Source organism: Rhizobium sp. ERR 942 (genome assembly GCF_007828395.1).
GTDB lineage: Bacteria > Pseudomonadota > Alphaproteobacteria > Rhizobiales > Rhizobiaceae > Rhizobium > Rhizobium dioscoreae.
On record NZ_VIUA01000001.1, the window covers coordinates 336,476 to 356,642 of the forward strand.

A 20,167-nucleotide genomic window follows, 5' to 3' on the forward strand; every position below is an offset into this window, starting at 1 on the left:
ATCGCCTATGGCGTCGTCAGCACATAGGCGATGCGGCGAAAGAAATCCAAGGTTCGAAAAATGTGCGCCGGAAAACGCCGCAGGGCAGAAGATTTGGCTGCTCGATAATCGCGGCGCCAGCCGATCATGGTCGTTCTCTGCAGCCGGCTGAAACCGGCAATATTCGCGCGCGTGCTGACGATGGATATATGCATGTCCCAGCCGCGCTCGACGGCTACATCCCAGGGGAGCGACATCACAGAGAGCGATTTCACGATCTTCTCGGCGCCGCGGCGCGTGACGAGATAGCAGGCGGTGGAACCCTGTGGACCGAACAGGCAACGCCCGACGATATCTCCCTTGAGGCTGCGCGCCATGGCGCGAAAGCCGTTCCAACGGTGATTGACAAGCTTGATGAGATCGGCGGCTGGCGCGGCTTCCCTGGCTGCCGCGGCACGTGCCAGAAACTCGGCATCCAAGGCGACATCGTCTTCGATGATGATGGCTATTTCGCCGCCATTTGCCAGAAACTGGCGCAGAGCCGTCAAGTGACTGCGGTAGCAGCCGTATTCGCCGGGCAGAATGGTCCGGCCATGTCGGCGCTGGAAACGGACATGGTCGACATCGATCCATTGGTCGCGCGGGACGAGCGCGCCATCGATGCCATCGATGCGTTCGAATCGGAAGCCGAATTCCTCGCTTTGCCGCTGGATCTCGGCCAACCGCTCTGCCGCGCGATCGATATTGATCAAATAGACCGGCATGGCCTGTACGGGCATCAAAGGGTTTTCGGCGAGTGCAGTTAGGGACATCGGGCACACTTGTTATTTCTATCGGCGCAAAATTGGCGCGCTCACCGTCTTATATGATTGCGCGTCTGCACGGAATCCAGCTTTTATGGAGCCAAATTTGGCTTATTTCCATTGCGCGTAACTTGCATGTCATCACACTTTCTGCACGACTTCGTGAGGGAGTGCCATCCATAATTTTTACTATTGCGCTTGCGGGCGGCTTCCAATATATCCGGCGGCGGGACACCCTTCCCCAACGAAGGGCTTTCTATCTGAGAGGATAGCATCATGACTAAGCTCGCCAAGCCGGACATCCGTCCGAATAATACCCATTTCTCTTCTGGTCCATGCTCGAAGCGTCCCGGTTGGACGCTTAGCGCTCTTTCCGACGCGGCTCTTGGCCGTTCGCACCGCGCGAAAGTCGGCAAGGCAAAGCTGAAGCAGGCCATTGATCTCACTCGCGAAATTCTGGAAGTGCCTGCGGATTACCGCATCGGCATCGTTCCCGCTTCCGACACCGGTGCCGTCGAGATGGCGCTCTGGTCGCTGCTCGGCGAACGCGGCGTCGACATGCTCGCCTGGGAAAGCTTCGGTGCCGGCTGGGTCACCGATGTCGTCAAGCAGCTGAAGCTCAAGGACGTCCGCAAGCTCGAAGCCGGCTATGGCGAGCTGCCCGATCTTTCCGCTGTCGATTTCGACCGCGACGTGGTCTTCACCTGGAACGGTACCACCTCGGGTGTTCGTGTTCCGAATGGCGATTTCATCCCCGCCGATCGCAAGGGCCTGACGATCTGCGACGCCACCTCGGCAGCCTTCGCTCAGAACCTCGATTTTGCCAAGCTCGATGTCGTCACCTTCTCCTGGCAGAAGGTACTTGGCGGCGAGGGCGCCCATGGCGTCATCATCCTGTCGCCGCGCGCCGTCGAGCGCCTGACGACCTATCAGCCGGCCTGGCCGCTGCCGAAGATCTTCCGCATGACCAGCGGTGGCAAGCTGATCGAAGGCATCTTCACCGGTGAGACGATCAATACGCCCTCGATGCTCTGCGTCGAAGACTATATCGATGCTCTCCTCTGGGCGAAGGATCTCGGCGGACTCAAGGCGCTGATCGGCCGCGCCGATGCCAACGCCAAGGTCATCCACGATTTCGTTGCCGCCAACGACTGGATCGCCAATCTCGCCGTCAAGGCCGAGACAGCATCCAACACCTCCGTCTGCCTGAAGATCGTCGACAAGGATGTCGTCGCTCTCGATGCCGATGGCCAGGCGAATTTTGCCAAGGGCCTGGTTGCACTCCTCGAAAAGGAAGGCGTCGCCTATGACGTCGGCCATTACCGCGACGCGCCGTCAGGCCTGCGCATCTGGGCCGGTGCGACGATCGAAGTTTCCGACATGCAGAAGCTGATGCCCTGGCTCGCCTGGGCTTTCGAAACGCAGAAGGCGACGCTCTCCCAGGCTGCTGCCTGAGGTTTGAAGCGTTTATGGCTCCGCCGGTGAGGCGGAGCCCAGCATTCCGAATTCTCATTGTTTTCATGCAATTCTGACCGGAAAGCCGTTTCGCATTTCGTGGGATTGCTCGTCTTAGCTGACTTTTCAGGAGGCCTCCATGGCACCTCGCGTTCTCGTATCCGACGAACTGTCGGAAACCGCCGTCCAGATCTTCCGCGATCGCGGCGTCGAAGTCGATTTCCAGCCGCAGCTTGGCAAGGACAAGGACAGGCTGTTCGAAATCATCGGCAATTACGATGGTCTTGCCATCCGTTCCGCCACCAAGGTGACGGAGAAGATCATCGAAGCGGCCAAGAACCTGAAGGTCGTCGGCCGCGCCGGTATCGGCGTCGACAATGTCGATATTCCTGCTGCCTCGCGCCGCGGTATCATCGTCATGAACACGCCGTTCGGCAATTCGATCACGACCGCCGAACACGCCATCGCACTGATGTTTGCCGTTGCCCGCCAGCTTCCGGCTGCCGATGCCTCGACACAGGCCGGCAAGTGGGAAAAGTCGAAGTTCATGGGTGTCGAAATCACCGGCAAGACCCTCGGCATCATCGGCGCCGGCAATATTGGCTCCATCGTGATTGCCCGCGCCCTCGGCCTGAAGATGCATGTCCTGGCCTACGACCCCTTCCTGTCGAAGGAACGCGCCGAGGAAATGGGCGTGACTAAGGTCGAGCTTGATGAGCTCTTCGCCGGCGCCGACTTCATCACGCTGCATGTGCCGCTGACCGACAAGACCCGCAACATCATCGACGCCTCTGCCATCGCCAAGATGAAGCAGGGCGTGCGCATCATCAACTGCGCCCGCGGTGGTCTCGTCGATGAGGCAGCCCTTGCTGCCGCCATCAAGTCCGGCCACGTCGCCGGTGCCGCTTTCGACGTCTTCGAAGTCGAGCCGGCCAAGGAAAGCCCGCTCTTCGGCCTTCCGAATGTCGTCTGCACGCCGCATCTCGGCGCTTCCACGACCGAAGCCCAGGAAAACGTCGCGCTTCAGGTCGCCGAACAGATGTCGGATTACCTGATGAAGGGTGCCGTCTCCAATGCCATCAACATGCCCTCGATCACGGCGGAAGAAGCGCCCATCCTGAAGCCGTTCATCAAGCTTGCCGATGTTCTCGGCGCTTTCGTCGGCCAGGTCACGGACGATCCGATCAAGGAAATCGAGATCCTTTACGACGGCGTCACCGCCAACATGAACACCAAGGCTCTGACGAGCGCGCTGCTCGCCGGCCTGATCCGCAATCAGGTTGCCGATGTGAACATGGTTTCGGCCCCGATCATGATCAAGGAAAAGGGAATCGTGCTTGCCGAAGTCAAGCGTGACAAGACCGGTGTCTATGACGGCTATATCAAGCTCACGGTGACCACCGACAGCATGACGCGTTCCGTCGCCGGTACCGTCTTCTCGGACGGCAAGCCGCGCTTCATCCAGATCAAGGGTATCAACCTCGATGCCGATGTCGGCAATCACATGGTCTATATCGCCAATACCGACGTTCCCGGCATGATCGGCTTCATCGGCACGACGCTCGGCTCCGCGGGCGTCAACATCGCCAACTTCCAGCTCGGCCGCGACAAGCAGGGTGGCGATGCCATCGCGCTTCTCTATGTCGACGGCCCGATCAGCGATGAGGTGCTCGGTAAGCTGACGGCGCATCAGGCGATCCGCCAGGCAAAGCCGCTGGTCTTCAACGTCGACTGAGCCTGCCCGCCCTGAAGAAGGGTGCAGCTACAGAGTTCGCTCCTCCCAAGAGCCAGTCTGAAAGCCCGGTGCGACGCGAGTTGCGCCGGGCTTTCTTTATGGTTGTGAGGGTTGTGGATAAGCCCGGTGCGCAGACTATCGGGGGCAAGGAAACGCGCCTATCTCTATATTATGGAGGCTTTGCGGAAGAACATCCTCGGGGAAGGAATGGGCACGCCGATCGAATGGCTGGCAAAGCCGGTCTCGGTGGCGATCGTGCTGTTTGCGCGCGCCATCACCGCCGTTCGGGCGATCTGGCCCGAGAGCGGCATGCAAACCCGCCGCTGCATCTATTTCGCCAATCATTCCAGCCATGGCGATTTCATTCTGATCTGGACTGTCCTGCCGCCACGATTGCGCCGACGCGTTCGCCCGGTAGCTGGCGCGGATTATTGGCTGAAATCCCCGCTGAACAGCTTCATCGGCCGGGATGTCTTCAACGCCGTGCTGATCGAGCGCGATCGCGAAGCGCGCAAGGAGGATCCGGTCACGCAGATGACGCAGGCGCTCGACGCCGGTTCCTCGCTGATCCTGTTTCCGGAAGGCACCCGCAATCTGACCGATCAGCCGTTGCAGCCTTTCAAGAGCGGGCTTTTCCATCTTGCCCAGGCTCGCCCCGATATCGATCTCGTGCCCGTCTGGATCGACAATCTTAATCGCGTCATGCCTAAGGGCGAGTTCGTGCCTATTCCGCTGATCTGCACCGTCACCTTCGGTGAGGCGCTGCATATCGGCGAGACCGAGGAAAAGGCGGAGTTCCTGGCAAGAGCCGAAGCGGCCTTATTGGCGCTGGCGCCCAAGCGGGCAGGAGACTGAGCATGAGTGCGGCAAGCGCCGATCTGATCCATCTCGTTCTCGGCATTTTCGGCGTCCTGATCGTCGCCTCCGTCATCGGCTACGTGCTGGAACAGCGCCTGTCGCCCGACGGGTCGAATGCGGCGATCGAAAACCTGAATGCGCGCATCAAGGCGTGGTGGGTGATGGTGGTGCTAATCGGCATTGCCTTCATTGCCGGGCGTGCCGGCGTCATCCTGCTGTTCGCCTTCTGCTCCTTTGCGGCACTGCGTGAATTCGTGACGCTGATCAACACGAAACGGGCGGATCATTGGGCGCTTGCCGCGGCCTTCTTCGTCGCCTTGCCGGTGCAATATTACCTGCTCTGGGCCGAGCAATACGGCATCTATTCGATCTTCATTCCCGTCTACGCCTTCCTCTTCATGCCGATCATCGCCGTGCTGCGTGGCGATACCGAGCGGTTTCTCGTGCGCATCGCCGAGGTGCAATGGGCGCTGATGATCTGCGTTTTCTGCGCCTCGCACGTGCCGGCGCTGCTGACCTTGCATATTCCCGGCTATGAGGGCCGCAATGTGCTGCTGATCGCCTTCCTCGTGATCGTCGTGCAGCTTAGCGACGTCCTGCAATATGTCTGGGGCAAGCTCTTCGGGAAAACCAAGATCGCGCCGCGGCTGTCGCCATCGAAGACGGTGGAGGGTTTTGTCGGCGGCGTCATCAGCGCCTCGTTGATCGGGGCGGCGCTCTGGTGGGTGACGCCATTTACGCCGCTGCAAGCCGGGCTTCTCGCCTTCATCATCACCATCATGGGCTTCTTCGGCGGGCTCGTGATGTCGGCGATCAAACGGGATCGCGGCGTCAAGGATTGGGGGCATCTCATCGAAGGGCATGGCGGGCTGATCGACCGGCTGGACTCGGTCGTCTTTTCCGCGCCGATCTTCTTCCATCTCGTGCGCTTCTGGTGGTCGCTGTCATGAGCGGAAAGGTGAAAGCGCTTGCCGGCAGCAGCATCGTGCACGTGCTTTTCGCCTTCCTTGCCATGGGTGGCTGGGCCGTCTTCGCCAATCGTATGCACCCGATGCCGAGGCCGCTGATTGCAGGCTTCGTGCAGGGCGCGCTTTCCGGCTGCCTGACGCTGTTCCTGAAGTCCGTGGTTGAAGCTTTGTCCGGCCGGTTCGGCGGCGTCACACGCCTTTGGGCGCCGCCGCTGATCGCTTGTTTGGGTTCTGCGACTATCCTGATCATCATCCATGCGCTGAGCGGCACGCCGGAGATCCTAAAGACCATCGCCGTGCCGCTGCTGGTCTCCTCCAGCTATGCGGCGATCTATAATTATTCGATATCGGGCGGGAGGCATCGAAGCCATGAAGGGTGAACGGCGATGACAGGCGAGGGGATAGGCGACAGGCGGCCGCTGGCGAGCCGCAACACGCGATGGGCTAAGGCGCTGGCGCGGCGCATGACCGCTCTATCTGTGACGCCGAACCAGATCTCGCAAGCAAGCATGCTCATGGCAGCGCTGGCAGGGGCTTCGTTCTGGCTCTCCGGCGCCGCGGAAAGCGTCGGGATGCGAGTGGTTCTGCTGATCCTTGCCGCCTTCTTCTGTCAGTTGCGTCTGCTCTGCAATCTGCTCGATGGCATGGTGGCGGTCGAGGGTGGGAAAGGCGAGGCCGACGGGCCGTTCTGGAACGAATTTCCGGATCGCATCGCCGATATCCTCATCTTCGTCGGCATCGGTTATGGCATCGGAGCGCCAGGCCTCGGCTGGGCTGCGGCCGCCTTCGCTGTCCTGACGGCCTATGTGCGCGAGCTTGGCCGCGCCACCGGCAACCCCAGCGATTTCGCCGGCCCGATGGCGAAGCAGCACCGCATGGCGGTCGCGACGGCTGCGGCTTTGCTCTCGCTCGTCGAGGCGCCGTGGAGCGGCGGCAGCTGGGTTTTGACCGTTGCGCTCTGGATCGTCGCCATCGGCTCGGCGGTCACGGTGTTGAGGCGCAGCCGCAATCTGATCCGGCATTTGAAGGCAAAGGGATGATCCGCGATTTCGCTCACCCCTTGCATGGGTTGGCAATCCTTTCTATATCCGTCCACAATTGAGGCAGGCTGCAAAGAGCGGCTGAAGGCCCTTGTGATGAAAATTCGCCGCTTTTGCATGGCATCCGGCGGCAAGAAGCATGATCCCGAAAAGTGTGCAGCGGTTTTTGGATCAGATCGTGCGAAATGAAATCGTGAGAGCGTGACGACGTTTCGAAGAAAGGTCATCCTGCTCGGCAGCATCGAAGATCGTTCAAGACTGGCGGCAACGACCGTGAATACACTGGATTTTGACAAGAGGCCGGAAGATACCCGCGTCGTCGTCGCCATGTCGGGCGGTGTCGACAGCTCCGTCGTTGCCGGCATTTTGAAGCGGCAGGGCTATGATGTGCTCGGCATCACGCTACAGCTCTATGACCATGGCGCCGCCGTGCATCGCGCCGGCTCCTGTTGCGCCGGCCAGGATATCGACGATGCGCGCCGCGTCTGCGAAACGCTCGCCATCCCGCATTACGTACTCGACTATGAAAAGCGCTTCCGCGAGACGGTGATCAATCCCTTTGCCGAGAGCTATGTGGCCGGCGAAACGCCGATCCCTTGCGTTGCCTGCAACCAGACCGTCAAGTTCGCCGATCTGCTGGCGACCGCGAAGGAACTCGGCGCCGATGCGCTGGCAACAGGGCATTATATCCGCTCGCGCCCGAACCCATCGCCAGAGCATCCGCATCGCCGCGCGCTCTATCGTCCGGCCGATGCCGATCGCGATCAGAGCTACTTCCTCTTCGCCACGACGCAGGAACAGATCGACTATCTGCGCTTTCCGCTCGGCGGCATGCCGAAGGCCGAGACCCGTGCGCTTGCCGAAGAGATGGGCTTGGTCGTCGCCAAGAAGGCCGATAGTCAGGACATCTGTTTCGTGCCGCAGGGCAAATATTCCGATGTCATCGCCAAGCTGAAGCCGAACGCGGCGCTTGCCGGCGAGATCGTCCATCTCGATGGCCGCGTACTCGGCCGGCACGAAGGCATCCTGCATTACACGATCGGCCAGCGCCGCGGCATCGGTGTTGCCACAGGCGAGCCGCTCTATGTCGTCTATCTCGACGCCCGCTCGCGCCGCGTCATCGTCGGCCCGAAGGAGGCGCTGGAAACGCATCGCGTCTACCTGCGGGATGTCAACTGGCTGGGCGACAAGCCGCTGATCGAGGCCGCTTCCGGTGAAGGCTTTGCCTGCTTCGCCAAGGTCCGCTCCACCCGCGCGCCGTCGCCGGCCGTGCTGCATGCCGATGCCAGCGGCATCTATGTCGACCTCACCGTCGGCGAGGCCGGCGTGGCTCCCGGCCAGGCTTGCGCGCTCTATTCGGCACCCGGCGACGACGCCCGCGTCTATGGCGGCGGCTTCATCGAACGCTCGGAGCGCGAGCCGATGGCGGAAGCTTCCCTGAAGGCGCTGCTCGCAAGCCCGGTCGCAGCTTGAACGATAGATAAGATCGGTTTGGAGAAACCACTGATTTTTCCAAATCATCCGCTTGACACCAAGCCGAGCCGCACCTTATAAGCCGCTCAACCGACGAGCCAGCGCTTTTCGAGCGGGCGGTTCGTTTGACCTTTGCGTTTGGTGTTCGACATCAAGCGCAGCGTGGCGGAGTAGCTCAGTAGGTCAGAGCAGAGGAATCATAATCCTTGTGTCGGGGGTTCAAATCCCTCCTCCGCTACCATACGTCCCCAACAATTCTGCACGGCTGTCTAAGAAAGCGCTCGTTTGTTATGAGCGCGAAAGCTAAACCCTTTCGACATTTGAAAGGGCCGAATTCAGGAGCCGGCCGCGCCAATCCCCTTGGGGCCATCGAGACGAGCGACTTCGTCATCCAAGGTTCGTACTGCCGCTGCCAAGGTTGCTAGTGCCGACATCATGAGGGCATGGTCTTGGCCTTCCTGGGATTGCGACTGGGCCAGAGCAAGAGCTCGATCATGAAGCTGCTGGCTGATGGTATCGAGCCGATCGATAGTGTCTTGGTTCATAGCCGTCTCCTTCACAAACCAATTCGGCAGAGCGCCATATGTTTGGGAATGCAGGCTGCGGCTTATTTGTTCCGGGCGAACCTGATCGGTAGGGCGGCAACTGCGATTTGGGATATCGTCGGCAACTCCATATCGATCAGATTTGGCTGATAGCTCTTCCGGTACCTATGTTTTGCAAGGCGGCCAGAGGCATTAGCCGCCGAGGGACGGCCTCATACAAATTCGACGCCCATGCTGTTGATTTTTCGCCAGCGCACTGCGCAGGCCAATAATCTCTCGTCCGAAAGTTGCAGTTTGAAGGCGTTGGGTGCGGCGAGTGGGTTTTCGATTTGGATCATGGCGCCGGTATCGGACAGATTTCGGACGAGGCAATCGAACACCGAGTAGCCGTCGTTAAATATGATTTTCGCGCCGAGAAGCGTTCGCTTTCGGGTGGCTACCCGGCCTTCGGGTGAGAATGCCGTCATCGCGCTGGCTCCTTCAGTCCTGTTTTTCACTAATATGGCATGTTCTAATATCGAAGATATTAATGGGAAGTCGCAAATTGAGCGCTTTCCGCCGTCAGATGCAGCGAAGGGGAGTGGCGGGCATTGGCAAGATGCCGGCTGGACGGGGCGGGCCCAGCCTGTGGCGCATCGGCACCGCCATATCTACGAGAGCCTGTCTCTCCGGTTTCATCGCAAGCGGAATATCTCAGCGATGTCGGATGAAGGCAGCCGCCGGCGAACAAGTTGCCGTCAATTGCGTTGTATTTTCAAACGGCCAATGGAAATCCATGCAACATCTCTTGCAAGACGAAACATGCTCTGGCACCGTGCCGCCATAGGGGATCGGGATTTTCAATGAGATTGTTTTTGGCAGCGGCCACCATGCTGGTGATCGCCAATTCCGCGATGGCTGCAGACGATGCCGTGAGCAATGCGTTCCGGGTCTGCAAGATGATCGACAATACCGGCTTGTTTACAGCACCTTGCCAAGTTTCCAGCCGGAGGTACGCCGTCATGGCGACCATAGATCTGCCGAACGCCGATGCCAGGAAGGCCTGCGCGCAGATCACCGGCGTGGTTTCGTCAAAGGGGCTCCATTTTCCCGGGGGAGAATGGACCGTGCAGATCAAGTCACCGACCAGCGGCGACAAATCCATCGCATTTTGCAGATTGCCGAAATAGAGCAACTCCAGGAAAACTGCGTAGCGGTTTTCCGTCCGGAACTGCGAAAAAACAAAGAGATAGAGCGTTCTCGCAATTCAAGGAAGCGGAGAGGCTCTAACGCCGTCAGGCCGAGGCATTCAGTTCCTCTTCGGCATAGGCAAGCTGCAGTTCCATCTGGACCGCATGCATGAAGAGGCCGGCTTGCCGCGAGATTTCGCCGTCTTCCACGCCCTGTTCGCGCAAGGCATTGGCAAAGAGCGCCATTTCCGAGCGCCAGAAGCGGTTTGCCGCCTCACCATGTAGCTGCTGAAGGGCTGTGGCACACCGCCTGACATCACTGGTACGCCTGTCGGCCGGGAATGGTAGAAGCGACATATTCTCTCCGTCATCGGCAGGGGCGAATCGCCTGCCTCTGTTGGCAAAGATCGCCGGCACTCGTTCATAAAAAGTGAATAATGTCAGAGAGATCCCGCGTGGTGCGGGAAGGATGGGTGATTCACTGCATTACGGATATGCCTGCTTCCCGAGCAGCCTTGATCAAGGCCTCTCTTACGGCTTCAGCAGGGACGGCGCCAAGCATAGCTTCGAGGCAGACCCGTACCGCTGCGACATAGTCTTCGCCATTTGCCACCGGCCAATGTTCCAGCAGCAGCTCTGCAACCTGATGCACCGAATTGACGCGGCGGGTTCCGCCATTCTCACCCATGACAAGCGTTACAGCTGGAAATGGTCGTAAAGTGTTTCGTTTCAAAACGCATTACCTCCGAAACGTTCATGCTTCGGTAACACAGCAAGAAGCGTTCCGATTCGGACGCTTTCCGGCCGACGTCAGTGAAACAGGTTCCGCTCTTTTGTATGTGGCGAGCAAATTCACTTCGTAAATTCTCGCAATGATTGTAGAAATGCGGCGAATTATCGTACCTTTCCGGCAGAACTGGATAGGTCTTGGGAGGGCTTGTGGTCATGCACGCATGGTGGCCGACGACCCTATGCCGAGATACCGCATGCAGAGCACGGAAGCTTGCGTACTCAAACACGGATCGGCAACAGGTTCAGTATCGCTATCTAGTCGAGCACGCCGGCTTCGATGCAGGCCTCGATGAACACCTTCCTGGCGTACTCGCAAAGAAAGGGGTCGGTCTCGGCTTCAAGGCAGAGGCTTCTGGCCGAATCGTATTTTTCGCCTCTGACGGTCGGCCAGCGGAAAAGAAGGTGATTGTGGGCTTCCTTCGGGCTTCGGATTGCTTCCGGCATGCCGTGGCCGATGCGCAGATATACGGGCTCAGGCCAGCGGCTTGCGCCGGCCCTAAAAGTCATTTTCATTTCCATGATGCTCCGACATTGCGAGTGAAACTCCCGCCACGGCAAAAAGTTTCGCAATTTCCGGAAAATCGGTCCGCACCATTTCTGTAAGAGCGGTGCGGCGCCCAACAGTGTGGCAACCTACCGGACTATGCGCCAATCAAACCTTGTGAAAACGGTGCGCAGCAGGTCTCGAAACAGGGCAGCAATTCCTACTGAATCACCGGCATCTCAAGGGGGACGCCAGCCTCCGATGCTGCAGCGACAAAGCTATTGCGGGCTTCCAGCGGTTGTCCCTGGCCTCTTTCGACATCGGCACAGACCTGCAGAGCCATCATGAAAGCCTTGCCCTCTGCGACAGGCCATGCGTTCAGCAGCATGTCCAGCGCTTCCTTGGTGTTCGCGACCGTATAGACTTTTCCGGTGCGCTTGCAGATGACCATGATGGGATAATTCCAGTCTTTATTGTTCATGGCAGGAGGCTCCGATCCGACGCCGCCGAAATTAACGCTACGGTGTGCGGAATCTCAAGTTAATTTCAAGACGATATCTGGAGCACTTCGGAACTGTTTCAATCGTCGGGAAATCAATTCGAATGCCGGTGTGATCAACTTTCAAGTCATAACTTTCGACGTCGTGTTTTTCACAGGAAATCATTGCGCGGAGATTACTTGCACTGGGCAATGAGATCATAAAAGACTTGACCCACAGCGTGGCCGACAGGAGAGGGTGATGGGAAGCTTTGCCGAGATCAGGGAGCGGGCCGAGAAGCGCAAGGGAGGCGCCGACGCGTTAAAGGCGCTGATGCCCAAGGCGCCGAACCATGAAGTGCTGCGTGCTCTGCCCGATGATCGGATCTTGTCGGAGATGACGCGCTACATCTTCTATGCGGGTTTTGTGCGCAACGTCATCGATTCGAAATGGGCTGGTTTCGAAACGGCATTCTCCGGCTTCGACCCCGCTTTTCTCAATCTGGCGCCGGATGATTACTGGCATGATCTGACCTCGGACGCACGGGTCATCCGCAACGGCGCCAAGATCATGTCGGTGCGGGCCAATGCACAGTTCATCCGCGCGATTGCAGATGAGCACGGCAGCGCCGGCCGTTTCTTCGCCGATTGGCCGCTGGAGGATCAGATCGGCCTGCTTGCTCTTCTGGACAAGCAGGCGAACCGGCTCGGCGGCATGACCGGGCAGTATCTCCTGCGGGCAATCGGCCGCGACAGCTTCGTCATGAGTCATGACGTTCTCGTCTGCCTGCGGCTTTCCGGCCTTCCTATCTCGGAGAATAAGCCCACCAAGAAGGATCTTCGGCTGATCCAAGGCCAGTTCAATGCCTGGCACGCCGAGACGGGTCTACCGATGACTTATCTCTCGCGCATCTGCGCCTTCTCCGTCGGAATGCCGGGAGAAGAGGATGAGGCCTGATTGATCTCATGCATCGAATGATGTTGGATCGCGCCGCGAGATTGGAGGAGCAGAATGACGAACGATAGCAGACCCTTGGCCATCAGCGCGCCAGAGCCGCGCTCGCTCGAGCTTATCTTCACCAAGGATGCACTGTCGCTCCTTCATTCGAAATATCGCATCGTCGAGGCGGATTCGGACGATATCGCCGGACTGGGCGACGAGGTGCTCGCTGAGGCGCGCTACATCATCGGCCAGCCGCCACTATTGAGGGAAACGCTGGACCGCATGCCGCAACTGCGCTGTATCCTGAATGTCGAGAGCAATCTCATCAACAACATGCCCTATGAAGTGCTTTTCGAGCGCGGCATCCACGTCGTGACCACTGGTCTCGTTTTTGCCGAGCCGGTCGCCGAGATCGGCCTGGGGTTTGCTCTGAGCCTGGCGCGCGGGATCGTCGATGCCGATGTCGATTTCCGCGAGGGCAGGGAACTCTGGGGTGGCGATGGCAATGCGAAGGCGCGGCTCGTTGCCGGCAGCGATGTCGGTATTGTCGGCTTCGGTGATCTCGGCAAGGCGCTGAACCGTGTGCTTTCCGGCTTCCGCGCCAATATCAGGGTGTTCGATCCCTGGATGCCGCCTTCGATCCTCAGAGAGTGCGGTGTGCAGCCGGCCGGGCTGGACGAGGTGCTGTCCACCAGCGACTTCGTATTCGTTGTTGCCGCAGTCACCAGCGAGAACAAGGGATTTCTGGGTGCCGAGGCTTTTGCCAGGATGCGCAAGGGCGCGGCCTTCATCCTGCTCAGCCGGGCCGATGTCGTCGATTTCGATGCACTGATGGCGGCTGTCGCCTCGGGCCATATCGTGGCGGCAAGCGATGTCTACCCCGAGGAGCCGCTCGGCTCCGATCACCCGGTACGCAAGCTCAAGGGCTTCCTCCGCTCCGCCCATCGTGCCGGTGCGCTCGACAGCGCCTTCAAGAAGATGGGCGACATGGTGCTGGAGGATATGGATCTGATGGATCGCGGCCTGCCGCCGATGCGCTGCAAGCGCGCCGAGCGGGAAACGGTATCGCGCATGCGCTCGAGGCCGGTGACGCGCAACTGATCTTTCGTCTTCACTCCCGGAGCAATGTCTTTCTGTACCGGGAGTGGATTCGTATCGACGAAGCTAGCGGCGATCGAGCCGATTGGCGAGGCGATCGCCCAGCCATTGCATGCCCCAGACCAGAATGATCAGGATGATGACAACGGCGATCATGACGCTCGTCTCGTAGCGTTGATAGCCATAGCGGATGGCAAGGTCACCGAGGCCGCCGCCGCCGATCGTGCCGGCCATGGCCGAAGCGCCGATCAGTGTGACCATAGTCACGGTGAAGCCGGCGACGATGCCGGGCATCGCTTCCGGTATCAGCACTTCGCGGACGATCGTCCAGCGATTGCCGCCCATGGCGCGCACGGCGTCGATCAGGCCGCGATCGACGTCGCGGAGCGAGACCTCTGCGACGCGCGCGTAATAGGGGATCGCGGCGATGGTCAACGGCACGATCGCGGCCGTCGTGCCGAGCGCTGTACCAACGATCAGGCGCGTCAGCGGGATCAGGGCGATAAGCAAAATGATGAAAGGCACGGCCCGGAAGCCGTCGACCAGGATGCCCAGGACGCGGTTGATCGCGCCCTGTTCAGCGATGCCGCCGCGGCTGGTTGCGACGAGAGCAAGGCCGAGCGGCAGGCCGATAATGAGGGAAAGAAAGCCGGAGGCGCCCGTCATCCAGACGGTTTGCCAGAAGGAGCGCCAAAGCAGGCCGAGGATTACATCAGTTGTCATAGCCTAGAACCTCCACCCGTGCGGAGCGGGCTTTCAAGAAATCACCGACTTGGGTCGGCAAGGTCGCGTCGCGCGTCGGCACCGCGACGAAGAAGCGGGCAACGGGCTGGTTCTGGATATGGTCGATGCCGCCATGGACCAGCCGGAAGGAGCGGGGAAGAGCGGCCGAGAGTTCGGCAAAGAGCGCACCCTGCGCGGCAGGGCCGGCAAGATCGACGCTGAGGATGGCTTCGGCACCCGATGTCGGGGAAAGGCGGGCGGCAATATGGTCTGGAAGCTGCGGGCGCGCGCCGCTGAGCAGGCTCGCGGTGATGTCCTGCTGGGGATTGGCGAAAACCGTCCATACCGAGCCCTCCTCGACGATCCGGCCGGCATCGATGACCGCGACGCGATCGGCGATCGAGCGGATCACTTCCATCTCGTGGGTGATGAGCAGGATCGTCAGGCCGAGCTTGCGGTTGATGTCCTTCAACAATGCCAGAATGGATCGGGTTGTTTCCGGGTCGAGCGCCGATGTGGCTTCGTCCGACAGGAGAATTGCGGGCCGGGCGGCAAGGGCGCGGGCAATGCCGACGCGCTGCTTCTGGCCGCCGGACAGGGCGGACGGGTAGGCCTTGGCCTTGTCGGCAAGGCCGACGAGTTCGAGCAGTTCGCGGGCGCGCTGTAATCGTTCCGCCTTGGCGACGCCCTCGATTTTCAGCGGCAGTGCGATGTTTTCCTCGACCGTCCTGGAGGACAGCAGATTGAAGTGCTGGAAGACCATGCCGATGCGCCGCCGCAGCGGTTGCAGCTCCTTCTCCGAAAGGCGGGCGATATCGCGGCCCTCGATGTGGATCTCGCCGCTATCGACACGCTCCAGCCCGTTCAGGCAGCGGATTAGCGTCGATTTGCCGGCGCCGCTGCGGCCGATGATGCCGACGATTTCGCCGCGGCGTGCGGTCAGCGATATGCCATCCAGCGCCGGCGTCGCGCCGAACCGGCGGCGGACATCGACCAGGCGGACGATCTCGTCGCCTGTCGCTTCAGGCGGTGCCTGTCCGTCGATCGATGTGGCTGGGGTGAAAGAATTCATAGTGCTTCTCTTTGTATAAAAGCGGCCTCCGAGTTCGTTGAGGCCATTGTACCCCCCTCTGTCACTTCGTGACATCTCCCCCACAAGGGGGGAGATCGTTGGGAGTTTGTTGCGCGCTTAGCAGAACAATCCGCAATGTGTCAGCAGATGCGATGCGTGTTTCTGGCAATGGCTTGCCAAATATTACCAATCTCCCCCCTTGTGGGGGAGATGTCCCGAAAGGGACAGAGGGGGTGCACACTCTCCACGAATTTCTCGGCCAATTTCAGTTACACTTCATCGCATCCTGCCGGGGAAAACATCAAAGGCGGCCCGGGCAAGATGCCCTGGCCGCCCGCCGTTCAGCGCTGTCCCCCGCGCCGTTCTGAGATCAATAGGCGCTCTGACCGGTGCCCTTGTAGACCTTGTCGAACTCGGCCTTGACGGTGTCGTTCTGATAGGAGGCGACCAGCGTTTTGACCCAAGCTTCATTCTCGCTGCCCTGCTTGACGGCGATGAAGTTGCGGTACGGATTGTTTTCGGTCTGCTCCTGCGCGATGCGGTCTTTCGCCGAGAGCCCTGCTTTCAGTGCCCAGTCGGTGTTGACGACGGCTGCATCGAGATCATCGATCGAACGGCCGACGATGCCGGCATCCAGCTCCTTGATGTCGACGTTCTTCGGGTTTTCAGCGATATCGGCAACCGTGGCGAGGATGCCGGTGCCTTCCTTGAGCTTGATGATGCCCTCATGCTGCAGAACGAGCAATGCGCGGCCTTCGTTGGACGGATCGTTTGGCACCCCGATGGCAGCACCCTTCGGAAGGTCGGCTACCGTCTTGTACTTCTTCGTGTAGAGGCCGATCGGCCAGATGCCCGTGTAGCCGGCAATCGCGATGTGATAGCCGTGCTGCTTGATCTGGTTGTCGAGGTAAGGCTTGTGCTGGAAGGCGTTGGCGTCGATTTCGCCGCGCTCGAGTGCTTCGTTGGGCTGGGTATAATCGTTGAAGACGACCGGCTCGACCTTCAGGCCCTTCTTGGCGGCCTCGGCGACCACGACGCGCCAGACATCCTCGTCCTCGCCGCTCATGATGCCGACCTTGATCGTCTTGTCTGCAGCGAAAGACGGCATGGCGGTTGCTGTCAGGCCGAAGACGGCGACAGCGGAAGCGAGGATGGCGGCAAGGCCGGCGCGGCGGGAAAGGCGCAGCGCAGCGAAACCTCTAGAAAGCTTTTCAGTCATGGGAAATCCCTGTTCCAGATGATCGAGATCGTTCTCTCGTTGACAGCAGGATCATTTCAGACGCGTGCTCAATCCGCGAAGCAGGATCATGCGTTGTGCACTGCGGTTCTGAAAAACTCTTTTCAGTGCAACGCAAAAGAGCAAACTTATTTTCTATAATTACTATAGATTACTTATGCGGCAAAATAGGCATTTGCTCAAAAATTGATCGCCTCAGCGATGGATTGGGTCCTTCCAGAGGACCTCTTCCGGCTTTTCGACCGGTTCGATATCCAGATTGACGACGACTGGCTCCTGCCCGGAGCGGACAAGCACGCATTCCAGCGTTTCGTCGCGGCTTGCATTGATCTCCTGGTGGGGCACATAAGGCGGCACGAAGATGAAATCGCCAGGCCCGGCTTCGGCGACGAATTCCAGGTTCTCGCCCCAGCGCATCCGCGCCCGGCCTTTGACCACATAAATGATGCTTTCGAGATCGCCGTGATGATGGGCGCCGGTCTTGGCATTGGCGTGGATCGTCACGGTTCCTGCCCAGATCTTTTCAGCGCCTGCGCGGGCATGATTGATTGCTGTTGCGCGGTTCATGCCCGGCGTCTGCGCCGTATTCGGGTCGAGGGCATTGCCCGGAATGATCTTGACGCCATGTTCACGCCAATCGACCTGTTGGTGGCTATGATCGTGCCCGTGTTGATGCTCGTGTTCATGATCGCCGCACATGGTCGCGTCCTTTCGGCCCTGAATGGAGATTCGCATGCCTTCCACAGATGCGCAGTCATTTCACTCTACGTGAAGCCATTCAAAAATAAAGAGAATTGCAGAAAGTTATCATTGAGGCTTTTCAAGTCGAGATTAATCTATAGACTTGATCAAGTTACATGACCGGTGGGAACATTTCGTGTGCGTCCCGCGTTGCGCCGGTCACAAGATGGTTTGCCGCGCCGCTCCCCCATTTAAGGCGCGCCAAACTGAAGAAGCAGCGCTTGGGTCTCGGAGGAGAGACCATCAACTTTCATATATGCGCCGGACTTCCAATTGAAAGGAGACAGACATGTCGAATGCCTTGCCGCCCCTTCATGAGGGTCATGCCCCCATTACCCTGCAGCAGCTCTTCCGCGAAGCGCTCTATGCCTTCGAGGAATGGGACAGCGAAGTAACCGAACCGATCGTGACGTTCGAGGGACGTATCCATCCCATTAGCGTCGTGTTCGAAGCTATGCGCGAATGCACTGATATCGTGCCCAACAATATCGTCTCGGCCGTGACCGAGCGGCTGACCAAGCCTTGGGAGGGCGAGGGTCCGCTCGACACGATGACCTTTTCGACCGCCGCCCGCGTGATGGGCGTTCTGGTTCGCAAAAGATTGCTGGTCGTGAACAACGGCGTCAACGTCGCTGCCATTGCGGCAGATACCCAGGCGGCGGAAACGTCGGATCGCTAACAGCGAAGATTGTTTATGGAAGGCCCGCCGACATGTGCCCGCGGGCCTTTTGCGTGTCATCGGCCGCCGACATCGAATTCCGGATCGACGGGGATCTGCATCGCCGTCACGAGATGATTGGTCTGTCCGGCAAGTCCGATAACCGCCAGCAGTTCCCCATGCTGGGCGTCAGTCATGCCCTTTGCTCTGGCGGCTGCGGTATGCGAATGGACGCAATAGGTGCAGCCGTTGGCCGTGGAGACGGCTATGTAGATCATCTCGCGCACGAGCGGATCAAGTGCGCCGTCCGCCACCATGACCGCTTTCAGGCCCTCCCAGGTGCGCTTAAGCAATGCAGGATCATTGGCGAGGCCGCGCCAGAAATTATTGACGAAATCGGATTTTCTCACCGCGCGAATGTCGTCGAACACAGCTTTGACCGCCGGAATTGGCTCGGCTTCCGCATCGTCGAGTAACTTGACCGTCGCCATTCCTTATCTCCCTTTCATTTCATCAGCTCTCATTATGTGGAACCATAATCTATTTCCTGACGACATGGGCGCGGGGGCTTCCATTATCCTTCCTCTTTTCGTTTGCAAAAATCATCCATATGTGAAAATACTATTCACATAAGAAGATTGAGGCTGGCGCAGGAACCGGTGACGAGGATAGTCCTTAAGGCGGAGAGGCGCTTTGGGCCGGGGTGATGTCGGGGAGCGGGAATATCAATGACACTGAAGAGGGACTTGCCGCTGGCCGGACTTGTCGTCGTCGACATGAGCCAGTTTCTGTCGGGTCCCTATTGCTCGCTGCGGCTGATGGATCTCGGCGCCAGGGTGATCAAGATCGAGCGTCCCGGTGGCGGCGATCTTTCGCGCGGGCTTTATCTCAGCGACGATGAAAGCGGTGATTCGACGATCTTCCACGCAATTAACCGCTCCAAGGAAAGCCTGGCGGTCGATCTGAAAAACGAGCGCGATATGAGCGCGCTGCGCAAGCTGATCTCCAAGGCCGATGTGCTTATTCAGAACTTTCGCCCCGGCGTGATCGAGCGTCTGGGGCTGGATTACGAGGCCGCAAGCAAGCTCAATCCGCGTCTCGTCTATTGCTCGATCAGCGGCTACGGCGAAGAGGGACCATGGGTCGGGCGGCCGGGGCAGGATCTTCTGGCGCAATCGCGTTCCGGCGTCATGTGGCTGAACGGCGACGAGGGACAGGGGCCCGTGCCTTTTGGTCTCGCGATCGGCGATATGCTGGCGGGTGCGGCTGCCGCCCAGGGTATTTTGGCGGCGCTGGTGCGGCGCGGCGTGACGGGCGAGGGTGGACTGGTGGAGACCAGCCTGCTGGAAGCCCTGGTCGATCTGCAGGTTGAGGTGCTGAGCGTTCACATGAATAATGGCTATAAGCTGCCCGAGCGCTCCCATGTTCGTAGCGCTCATGCCTATCTTTCCGCCCCCTATGGCGTCTATCCCGCCGCCGACGGCTATCTCGCCATCGCTATGACGCCGATTTCCAAACTTGCCGATCTGCTCGGGATAGACGAGCTTGCGGCCTATCGCGATCATGAGAAAAGCTGGTTCACGGCGCGCGATGAAATCAAGGCGCTGATCGCTGCGCGCATCGCCAGCCGCAACGTTGACGACTGGCTAGCGATCCTCGAACCTGCCGACATCTGGTGCGCAAAAGTGCTGAACTGGCCGGAGCTTCTGGGCAGTGAAGGTTTTCGCGTTCTTGACATGCTGCAGACGGTCGGGCGCGATGATGGCGTCAGCCTGCGTACCACCCGCTCGCCTATCCGTATCGATGGGCAGCGACCGAAATTCGAGCGTGCGGCCCCGCACGTTGGCGAGCATAATGCGGCACTCTGGGAGGAGTTCGACCTTGGCTAAAGGGGTCGAGAGGCCGCGATGGATTTA

The 20,167-nt window shown here is 59.5% G+C and carries 24 protein-coding genes and 1 tRNA gene; 12 read left to right on the forward strand and 13 right to left on the reverse strand.

The window, feature by feature from the left end; all coding sequences use genetic code 11:
* Positions 1-5: 5 nt before the first annotated feature.
* Positions 6-791 carry a glycosyltransferase family 25 protein gene (locus FBZ97_RS01615; protein WP_229002024.1) on the reverse strand — a complete coding sequence of 262 codons (786 nt, stop codon included), beginning with the start codon at positions 789-791 and terminating at the stop codon, positions 6-8.
* A 267-nt stretch (positions 792-1,058) separates the two neighbouring features.
* Here FBZ97_RS01615 and FBZ97_RS01625 point away from each other — a divergent pair, with 267 nt between their 5' ends.
* From FBZ97_RS01625 to FBZ97_RS01660, 8 genes are all read left to right on the forward strand, one after another.
* The gene (locus FBZ97_RS01625; RefSeq protein ID WP_145316165.1) at positions 1,059-2,237 is read left to right on the forward strand and encodes a phosphoserine transaminase; all 1,179 of its coding nucleotides are present in this window, start codon (positions 1,059-1,061) and stop codon (positions 2,235-2,237) included.
* Between the two features lie 139 nt (positions 2,238-2,376).
* Positions 2,377-3,972, forward strand: coding sequence for a phosphoglycerate dehydrogenase (gene serA / locus FBZ97_RS01630; protein WP_145316167.1), 1,596 nt, complete (start codon positions 2,377-2,379; stop codon positions 3,970-3,972).
* Positions 3,973-4,179: 207 nt separating this feature from the next.
* Complete coding sequence (locus FBZ97_RS01635; RefSeq protein ID WP_145317519.1) at positions 4,180-4,827, forward strand: lysophospholipid acyltransferase family protein; 648 nt, start codon at positions 4,180-4,182, stop codon at positions 4,825-4,827.
* Between the two features lie 2 nt (positions 4,828-4,829).
* The gene (locus FBZ97_RS01640; protein WP_145316169.1) at positions 4,830-5,780 is read left to right on the forward strand and encodes a phosphatidate cytidylyltransferase; all 951 of its coding nucleotides are present in this window, start codon (positions 4,830-4,832) and stop codon (positions 5,778-5,780) included.
* Entirely contained in the window at positions 5,777-6,178 is a 402-nt protein-coding gene (locus FBZ97_RS01645) for a hypothetical protein (protein ID WP_145316172.1), read from the forward strand. The genes FBZ97_RS01640 and FBZ97_RS01645 overlap by 4 nt, the downstream gene beginning before the upstream one ends.
* 6 nt (positions 6,179-6,184) lie before the next feature.
* Positions 6,185-6,838 (forward strand): CDP-alcohol phosphatidyltransferase family protein, encoded by a 654-nt coding sequence (locus FBZ97_RS01650; protein WP_145316173.1) that lies wholly within the window; start codon positions 6,185-6,187, stop codon positions 6,836-6,838.
* Between the two features lie 273 nt (positions 6,839-7,111).
* A complete protein-coding gene (mnmA, locus tag FBZ97_RS01655) occupies positions 7,112-8,311 on the forward strand; it encodes a tRNA 2-thiouridine(34) synthase MnmA (RefSeq protein WP_145317522.1) in 1,200 nt (399 codons plus the stop codon).
* A gap of 164 nt (positions 8,312-8,475) precedes the next feature.
* Positions 8,476-8,552 (forward strand) — tRNA-Met (locus FBZ97_RS01660).
* A gap of 94 nt (positions 8,553-8,646) precedes the next feature.
* On the opposite strand, the gene FBZ97_RS01665 is transcribed toward FBZ97_RS01660, so the two are convergent.
* From FBZ97_RS01665 to FBZ97_RS01695, 7 genes are all read right to left on the reverse strand, one after another.
* Complete coding sequence (locus FBZ97_RS01665; protein ID WP_113421169.1) at positions 8,647-8,856, reverse strand: hypothetical protein; 210 nt, start codon at positions 8,854-8,856, stop codon at positions 8,647-8,649.
* 212 nt (positions 8,857-9,068) lie between these two features.
* A complete protein-coding gene (locus FBZ97_RS01670; protein ID WP_145316175.1) occupies positions 9,069-9,323 on the reverse strand; it encodes a PilZ domain-containing protein in 255 nt (84 codons plus the stop codon).
* A gap of 287 nt (positions 9,324-9,610) precedes the next feature.
* Positions 9,611-10,030 carry a hypothetical protein gene (locus tag FBZ97_RS34260; protein WP_156090738.1) on the reverse strand — a complete coding sequence of 140 codons (420 nt, stop codon included), beginning with the start codon at positions 10,028-10,030 and terminating at the stop codon, positions 9,611-9,613.
* A 100-nt stretch (positions 10,031-10,130) separates the two neighbouring features.
* Complete coding sequence (locus FBZ97_RS01680) at positions 10,131-10,382, reverse strand: DUF6074 family protein (RefSeq protein ID WP_069611806.1); 252 nt, start codon at positions 10,380-10,382, stop codon at positions 10,131-10,133.
* A 121-nt stretch (positions 10,383-10,503) separates the two neighbouring features.
* Positions 10,504-10,713, reverse strand: coding sequence for a DUF982 domain-containing protein (locus FBZ97_RS01685; RefSeq protein WP_173002450.1), 210 nt, complete (start codon positions 10,711-10,713; stop codon positions 10,504-10,506).
* Positions 10,714-11,072: 359 nt separating this feature from the next.
* Complete coding sequence (locus FBZ97_RS01690; protein ID WP_186449434.1) at positions 11,073-11,324, reverse strand: DUF982 domain-containing protein; 252 nt, start codon at positions 11,322-11,324, stop codon at positions 11,073-11,075.
* Positions 11,325-11,521: 197 nt separating this feature from the next.
* Positions 11,522-11,782, reverse strand: a complete 261-nt coding sequence (locus FBZ97_RS01695; RefSeq protein WP_092712227.1) for a DUF982 domain-containing protein — start codon at positions 11,780-11,782, stop codon at positions 11,522-11,524.
* A gap of 259 nt (positions 11,783-12,041) precedes the next feature.
* On the opposite strand from FBZ97_RS01695, the gene FBZ97_RS01700 reads away from it, so the two are divergent.
* Together FBZ97_RS01700 and FBZ97_RS01705 are read left to right on the forward strand one after the other, a co-directional pair.
* Entirely contained in the window at positions 12,042-12,737 is a 696-nt protein-coding gene (locus tag FBZ97_RS01700; protein WP_145316179.1) for a DNA-3-methyladenine glycosylase I, read from the forward strand.
* 54 nt (positions 12,738-12,791) lie between these two features.
* The gene (locus FBZ97_RS01705; protein WP_145316181.1) at positions 12,792-13,823 is read left to right on the forward strand and encodes a hydroxyacid dehydrogenase; all 1,032 of its coding nucleotides are present in this window, start codon (positions 12,792-12,794) and stop codon (positions 13,821-13,823) included.
* 63 nt (positions 13,824-13,886) lie between these two features.
* Here the strand turns inward: FBZ97_RS01705 and FBZ97_RS01710 are convergent, their stop codons facing one another.
* The 4 genes from FBZ97_RS01710 to FBZ97_RS01725 form a co-directional block, all read right to left on the reverse strand.
* Positions 13,887-14,543: a methionine ABC transporter permease gene (locus tag FBZ97_RS01710; RefSeq protein ID WP_069611800.1), complete on the reverse strand. Its 657-nt coding sequence runs from the start codon at positions 14,541-14,543 to the stop codon at positions 13,887-13,889.
* A complete protein-coding gene (locus tag FBZ97_RS01715; RefSeq protein ID WP_145316183.1) occupies positions 14,533-15,615 on the reverse strand; it encodes a methionine ABC transporter ATP-binding protein in 1,083 nt (360 codons plus the stop codon). The genes FBZ97_RS01710 and FBZ97_RS01715 overlap by 11 nt, the downstream gene beginning before the upstream one ends.
* Positions 15,616-15,985: 370 nt before the next feature.
* On the reverse strand, positions 15,986-16,834 hold the full coding sequence (locus FBZ97_RS01720; protein WP_113330324.1) for a MetQ/NlpA family lipoprotein: 849 nt from the start codon (positions 16,832-16,834) through the stop codon (positions 15,986-15,988).
* Between the two features lie 213 nt (positions 16,835-17,047).
* On the reverse strand, positions 17,048-17,551 hold the full coding sequence (locus tag FBZ97_RS01725; protein WP_113355231.1) for a cupin domain-containing protein: 504 nt from the start codon (positions 17,549-17,551) through the stop codon (positions 17,048-17,050).
* A gap of 331 nt (positions 17,552-17,882) precedes the next feature.
* Here FBZ97_RS01725 and FBZ97_RS01730 point away from each other — a divergent pair, with 331 nt between their 5' ends.
* Complete coding sequence (locus FBZ97_RS01730; RefSeq protein WP_069611796.1) at positions 17,883-18,272, forward strand: hypothetical protein; 390 nt, start codon at positions 17,883-17,885, stop codon at positions 18,270-18,272.
* Between the two features lie 56 nt (positions 18,273-18,328).
* Here the strand turns inward: FBZ97_RS01730 and FBZ97_RS01735 are convergent, their stop codons facing one another.
* Positions 18,329-18,742 carry a carboxymuconolactone decarboxylase family protein gene (locus FBZ97_RS01735; protein WP_145316185.1) on the reverse strand — a complete coding sequence of 138 codons (414 nt, stop codon included), beginning with the start codon at positions 18,740-18,742 and terminating at the stop codon, positions 18,329-18,331.
* 237 nt (positions 18,743-18,979) lie between these two features.
* Between FBZ97_RS01735 and FBZ97_RS01740 the strand changes: the two genes are divergently transcribed.
* Positions 18,980-20,140 carry a CaiB/BaiF CoA-transferase family protein gene (locus FBZ97_RS01740; RefSeq protein WP_145316188.1) on the forward strand — a complete coding sequence of 387 codons (1,161 nt, stop codon included), beginning with the start codon at positions 18,980-18,982 and terminating at the stop codon, positions 20,138-20,140.
* Positions 20,141-20,167: the final 27 nt, after the last annotated feature.

Coding starts and splice junctions, on each gene's coding strand:
- FBZ97_RS01695 (WP_092712227.1), bottom strand. CDS start 11,782: ATGAACAATAAAGACTGGAATTATCCCATCATGGTCATCTGCAAGCGC.
- FBZ97_RS01680 (WP_069611806.1), bottom strand. CDS start 10,382: ATGTCGCTTCTACCATTCCCGGCCGACAGGCGTACCAGTGATGTCAGG.
- FBZ97_RS01690 (WP_186449434.1), bottom strand. CDS start 11,324: ATGACTTTTAGGGCCGGCGCAAGCCGCTGGCCTGAGCCCGTATATCTG.
- FBZ97_RS01665 (WP_113421169.1), bottom strand. CDS start 8,856: ATGAACCAAGACACTATCGATCGGCTCGATACCATCAGCCAGCAGCTT.
- FBZ97_RS01720 (WP_113330324.1), bottom strand. CDS start 16,834: ATGACTGAAAAGCTTTCTAGAGGTTTCGCTGCGCTGCGCCTTTCCCGC.
- FBZ97_RS01640 (WP_145316169.1), top strand. CDS start 4,830: ATGAGTGCGGCAAGCGCCGATCTGATCCATCTCGTTCTCGGCATTTTC.
- FBZ97_RS01670 (WP_145316175.1), bottom strand. CDS start 9,323: ATGACGGCATTCTCACCCGAAGGCCGGGTAGCCACCCGAAAGCGAACG.
- serA (WP_145316167.1), top strand. CDS start 2,377: ATGGCACCTCGCGTTCTCGTATCCGACGAACTGTCGGAAACCGCCGTC.
- FBZ97_RS01685 (WP_173002450.1), bottom strand. CDS start 10,713: ATGGGTGAGAATGGCGGAACCCGCCGCGTCAATTCGGTGCATCAGGTT.
- FBZ97_RS01735 (WP_145316185.1), bottom strand. CDS start 18,742: ATGGCGACGGTCAAGTTACTCGACGATGCGGAAGCCGAGCCAATTCCG.
- FBZ97_RS01730 (WP_069611796.1), top strand. CDS start 17,883: ATGTCGAATGCCTTGCCGCCCCTTCATGAGGGTCATGCCCCCATTACC.
- FBZ97_RS01650 (WP_145316173.1), top strand. CDS start 6,185: ATGACAGGCGAGGGGATAGGCGACAGGCGGCCGCTGGCGAGCCGCAAC.
- FBZ97_RS01615 (WP_229002024.1), bottom strand. CDS start 791: ATGTCCCTAACTGCACTCGCCGAAAACCCTTTGATGCCCGTACAGGCC.
- FBZ97_RS01725 (WP_113355231.1), bottom strand. CDS start 17,551: ATGTGCGGCGATCATGAACACGAGCATCAACACGGGCACGATCATAGC.
- FBZ97_RS01710 (WP_069611800.1), bottom strand. CDS start 14,543: ATGACAACTGATGTAATCCTCGGCCTGCTTTGGCGCTCCTTCTGGCAA.
- FBZ97_RS01740 (WP_145316188.1), top strand. CDS start 18,980: ATGACACTGAAGAGGGACTTGCCGCTGGCCGGACTTGTCGTCGTCGAC.
- FBZ97_RS01625 (WP_145316165.1), top strand. CDS start 1,059: ATGACTAAGCTCGCCAAGCCGGACATCCGTCCGAATAATACCCATTTC.
- FBZ97_RS01715 (WP_145316183.1), bottom strand. CDS start 15,615: ATGAATTCTTTCACCCCAGCCACATCGATCGACGGACAGGCACCGCCT.
- FBZ97_RS01635 (WP_145317519.1), top strand. CDS start 4,180: ATGGGCACGCCGATCGAATGGCTGGCAAAGCCGGTCTCGGTGGCGATC.
- FBZ97_RS01645 (WP_145316172.1), top strand. CDS start 5,777: ATGAGCGGAAAGGTGAAAGCGCTTGCCGGCAGCAGCATCGTGCACGTG.
- FBZ97_RS01705 (WP_145316181.1), top strand. CDS start 12,792: ATGACGAACGATAGCAGACCCTTGGCCATCAGCGCGCCAGAGCCGCGC.
- FBZ97_RS01700 (WP_145316179.1), top strand. CDS start 12,042: ATGGGAAGCTTTGCCGAGATCAGGGAGCGGGCCGAGAAGCGCAAGGGA.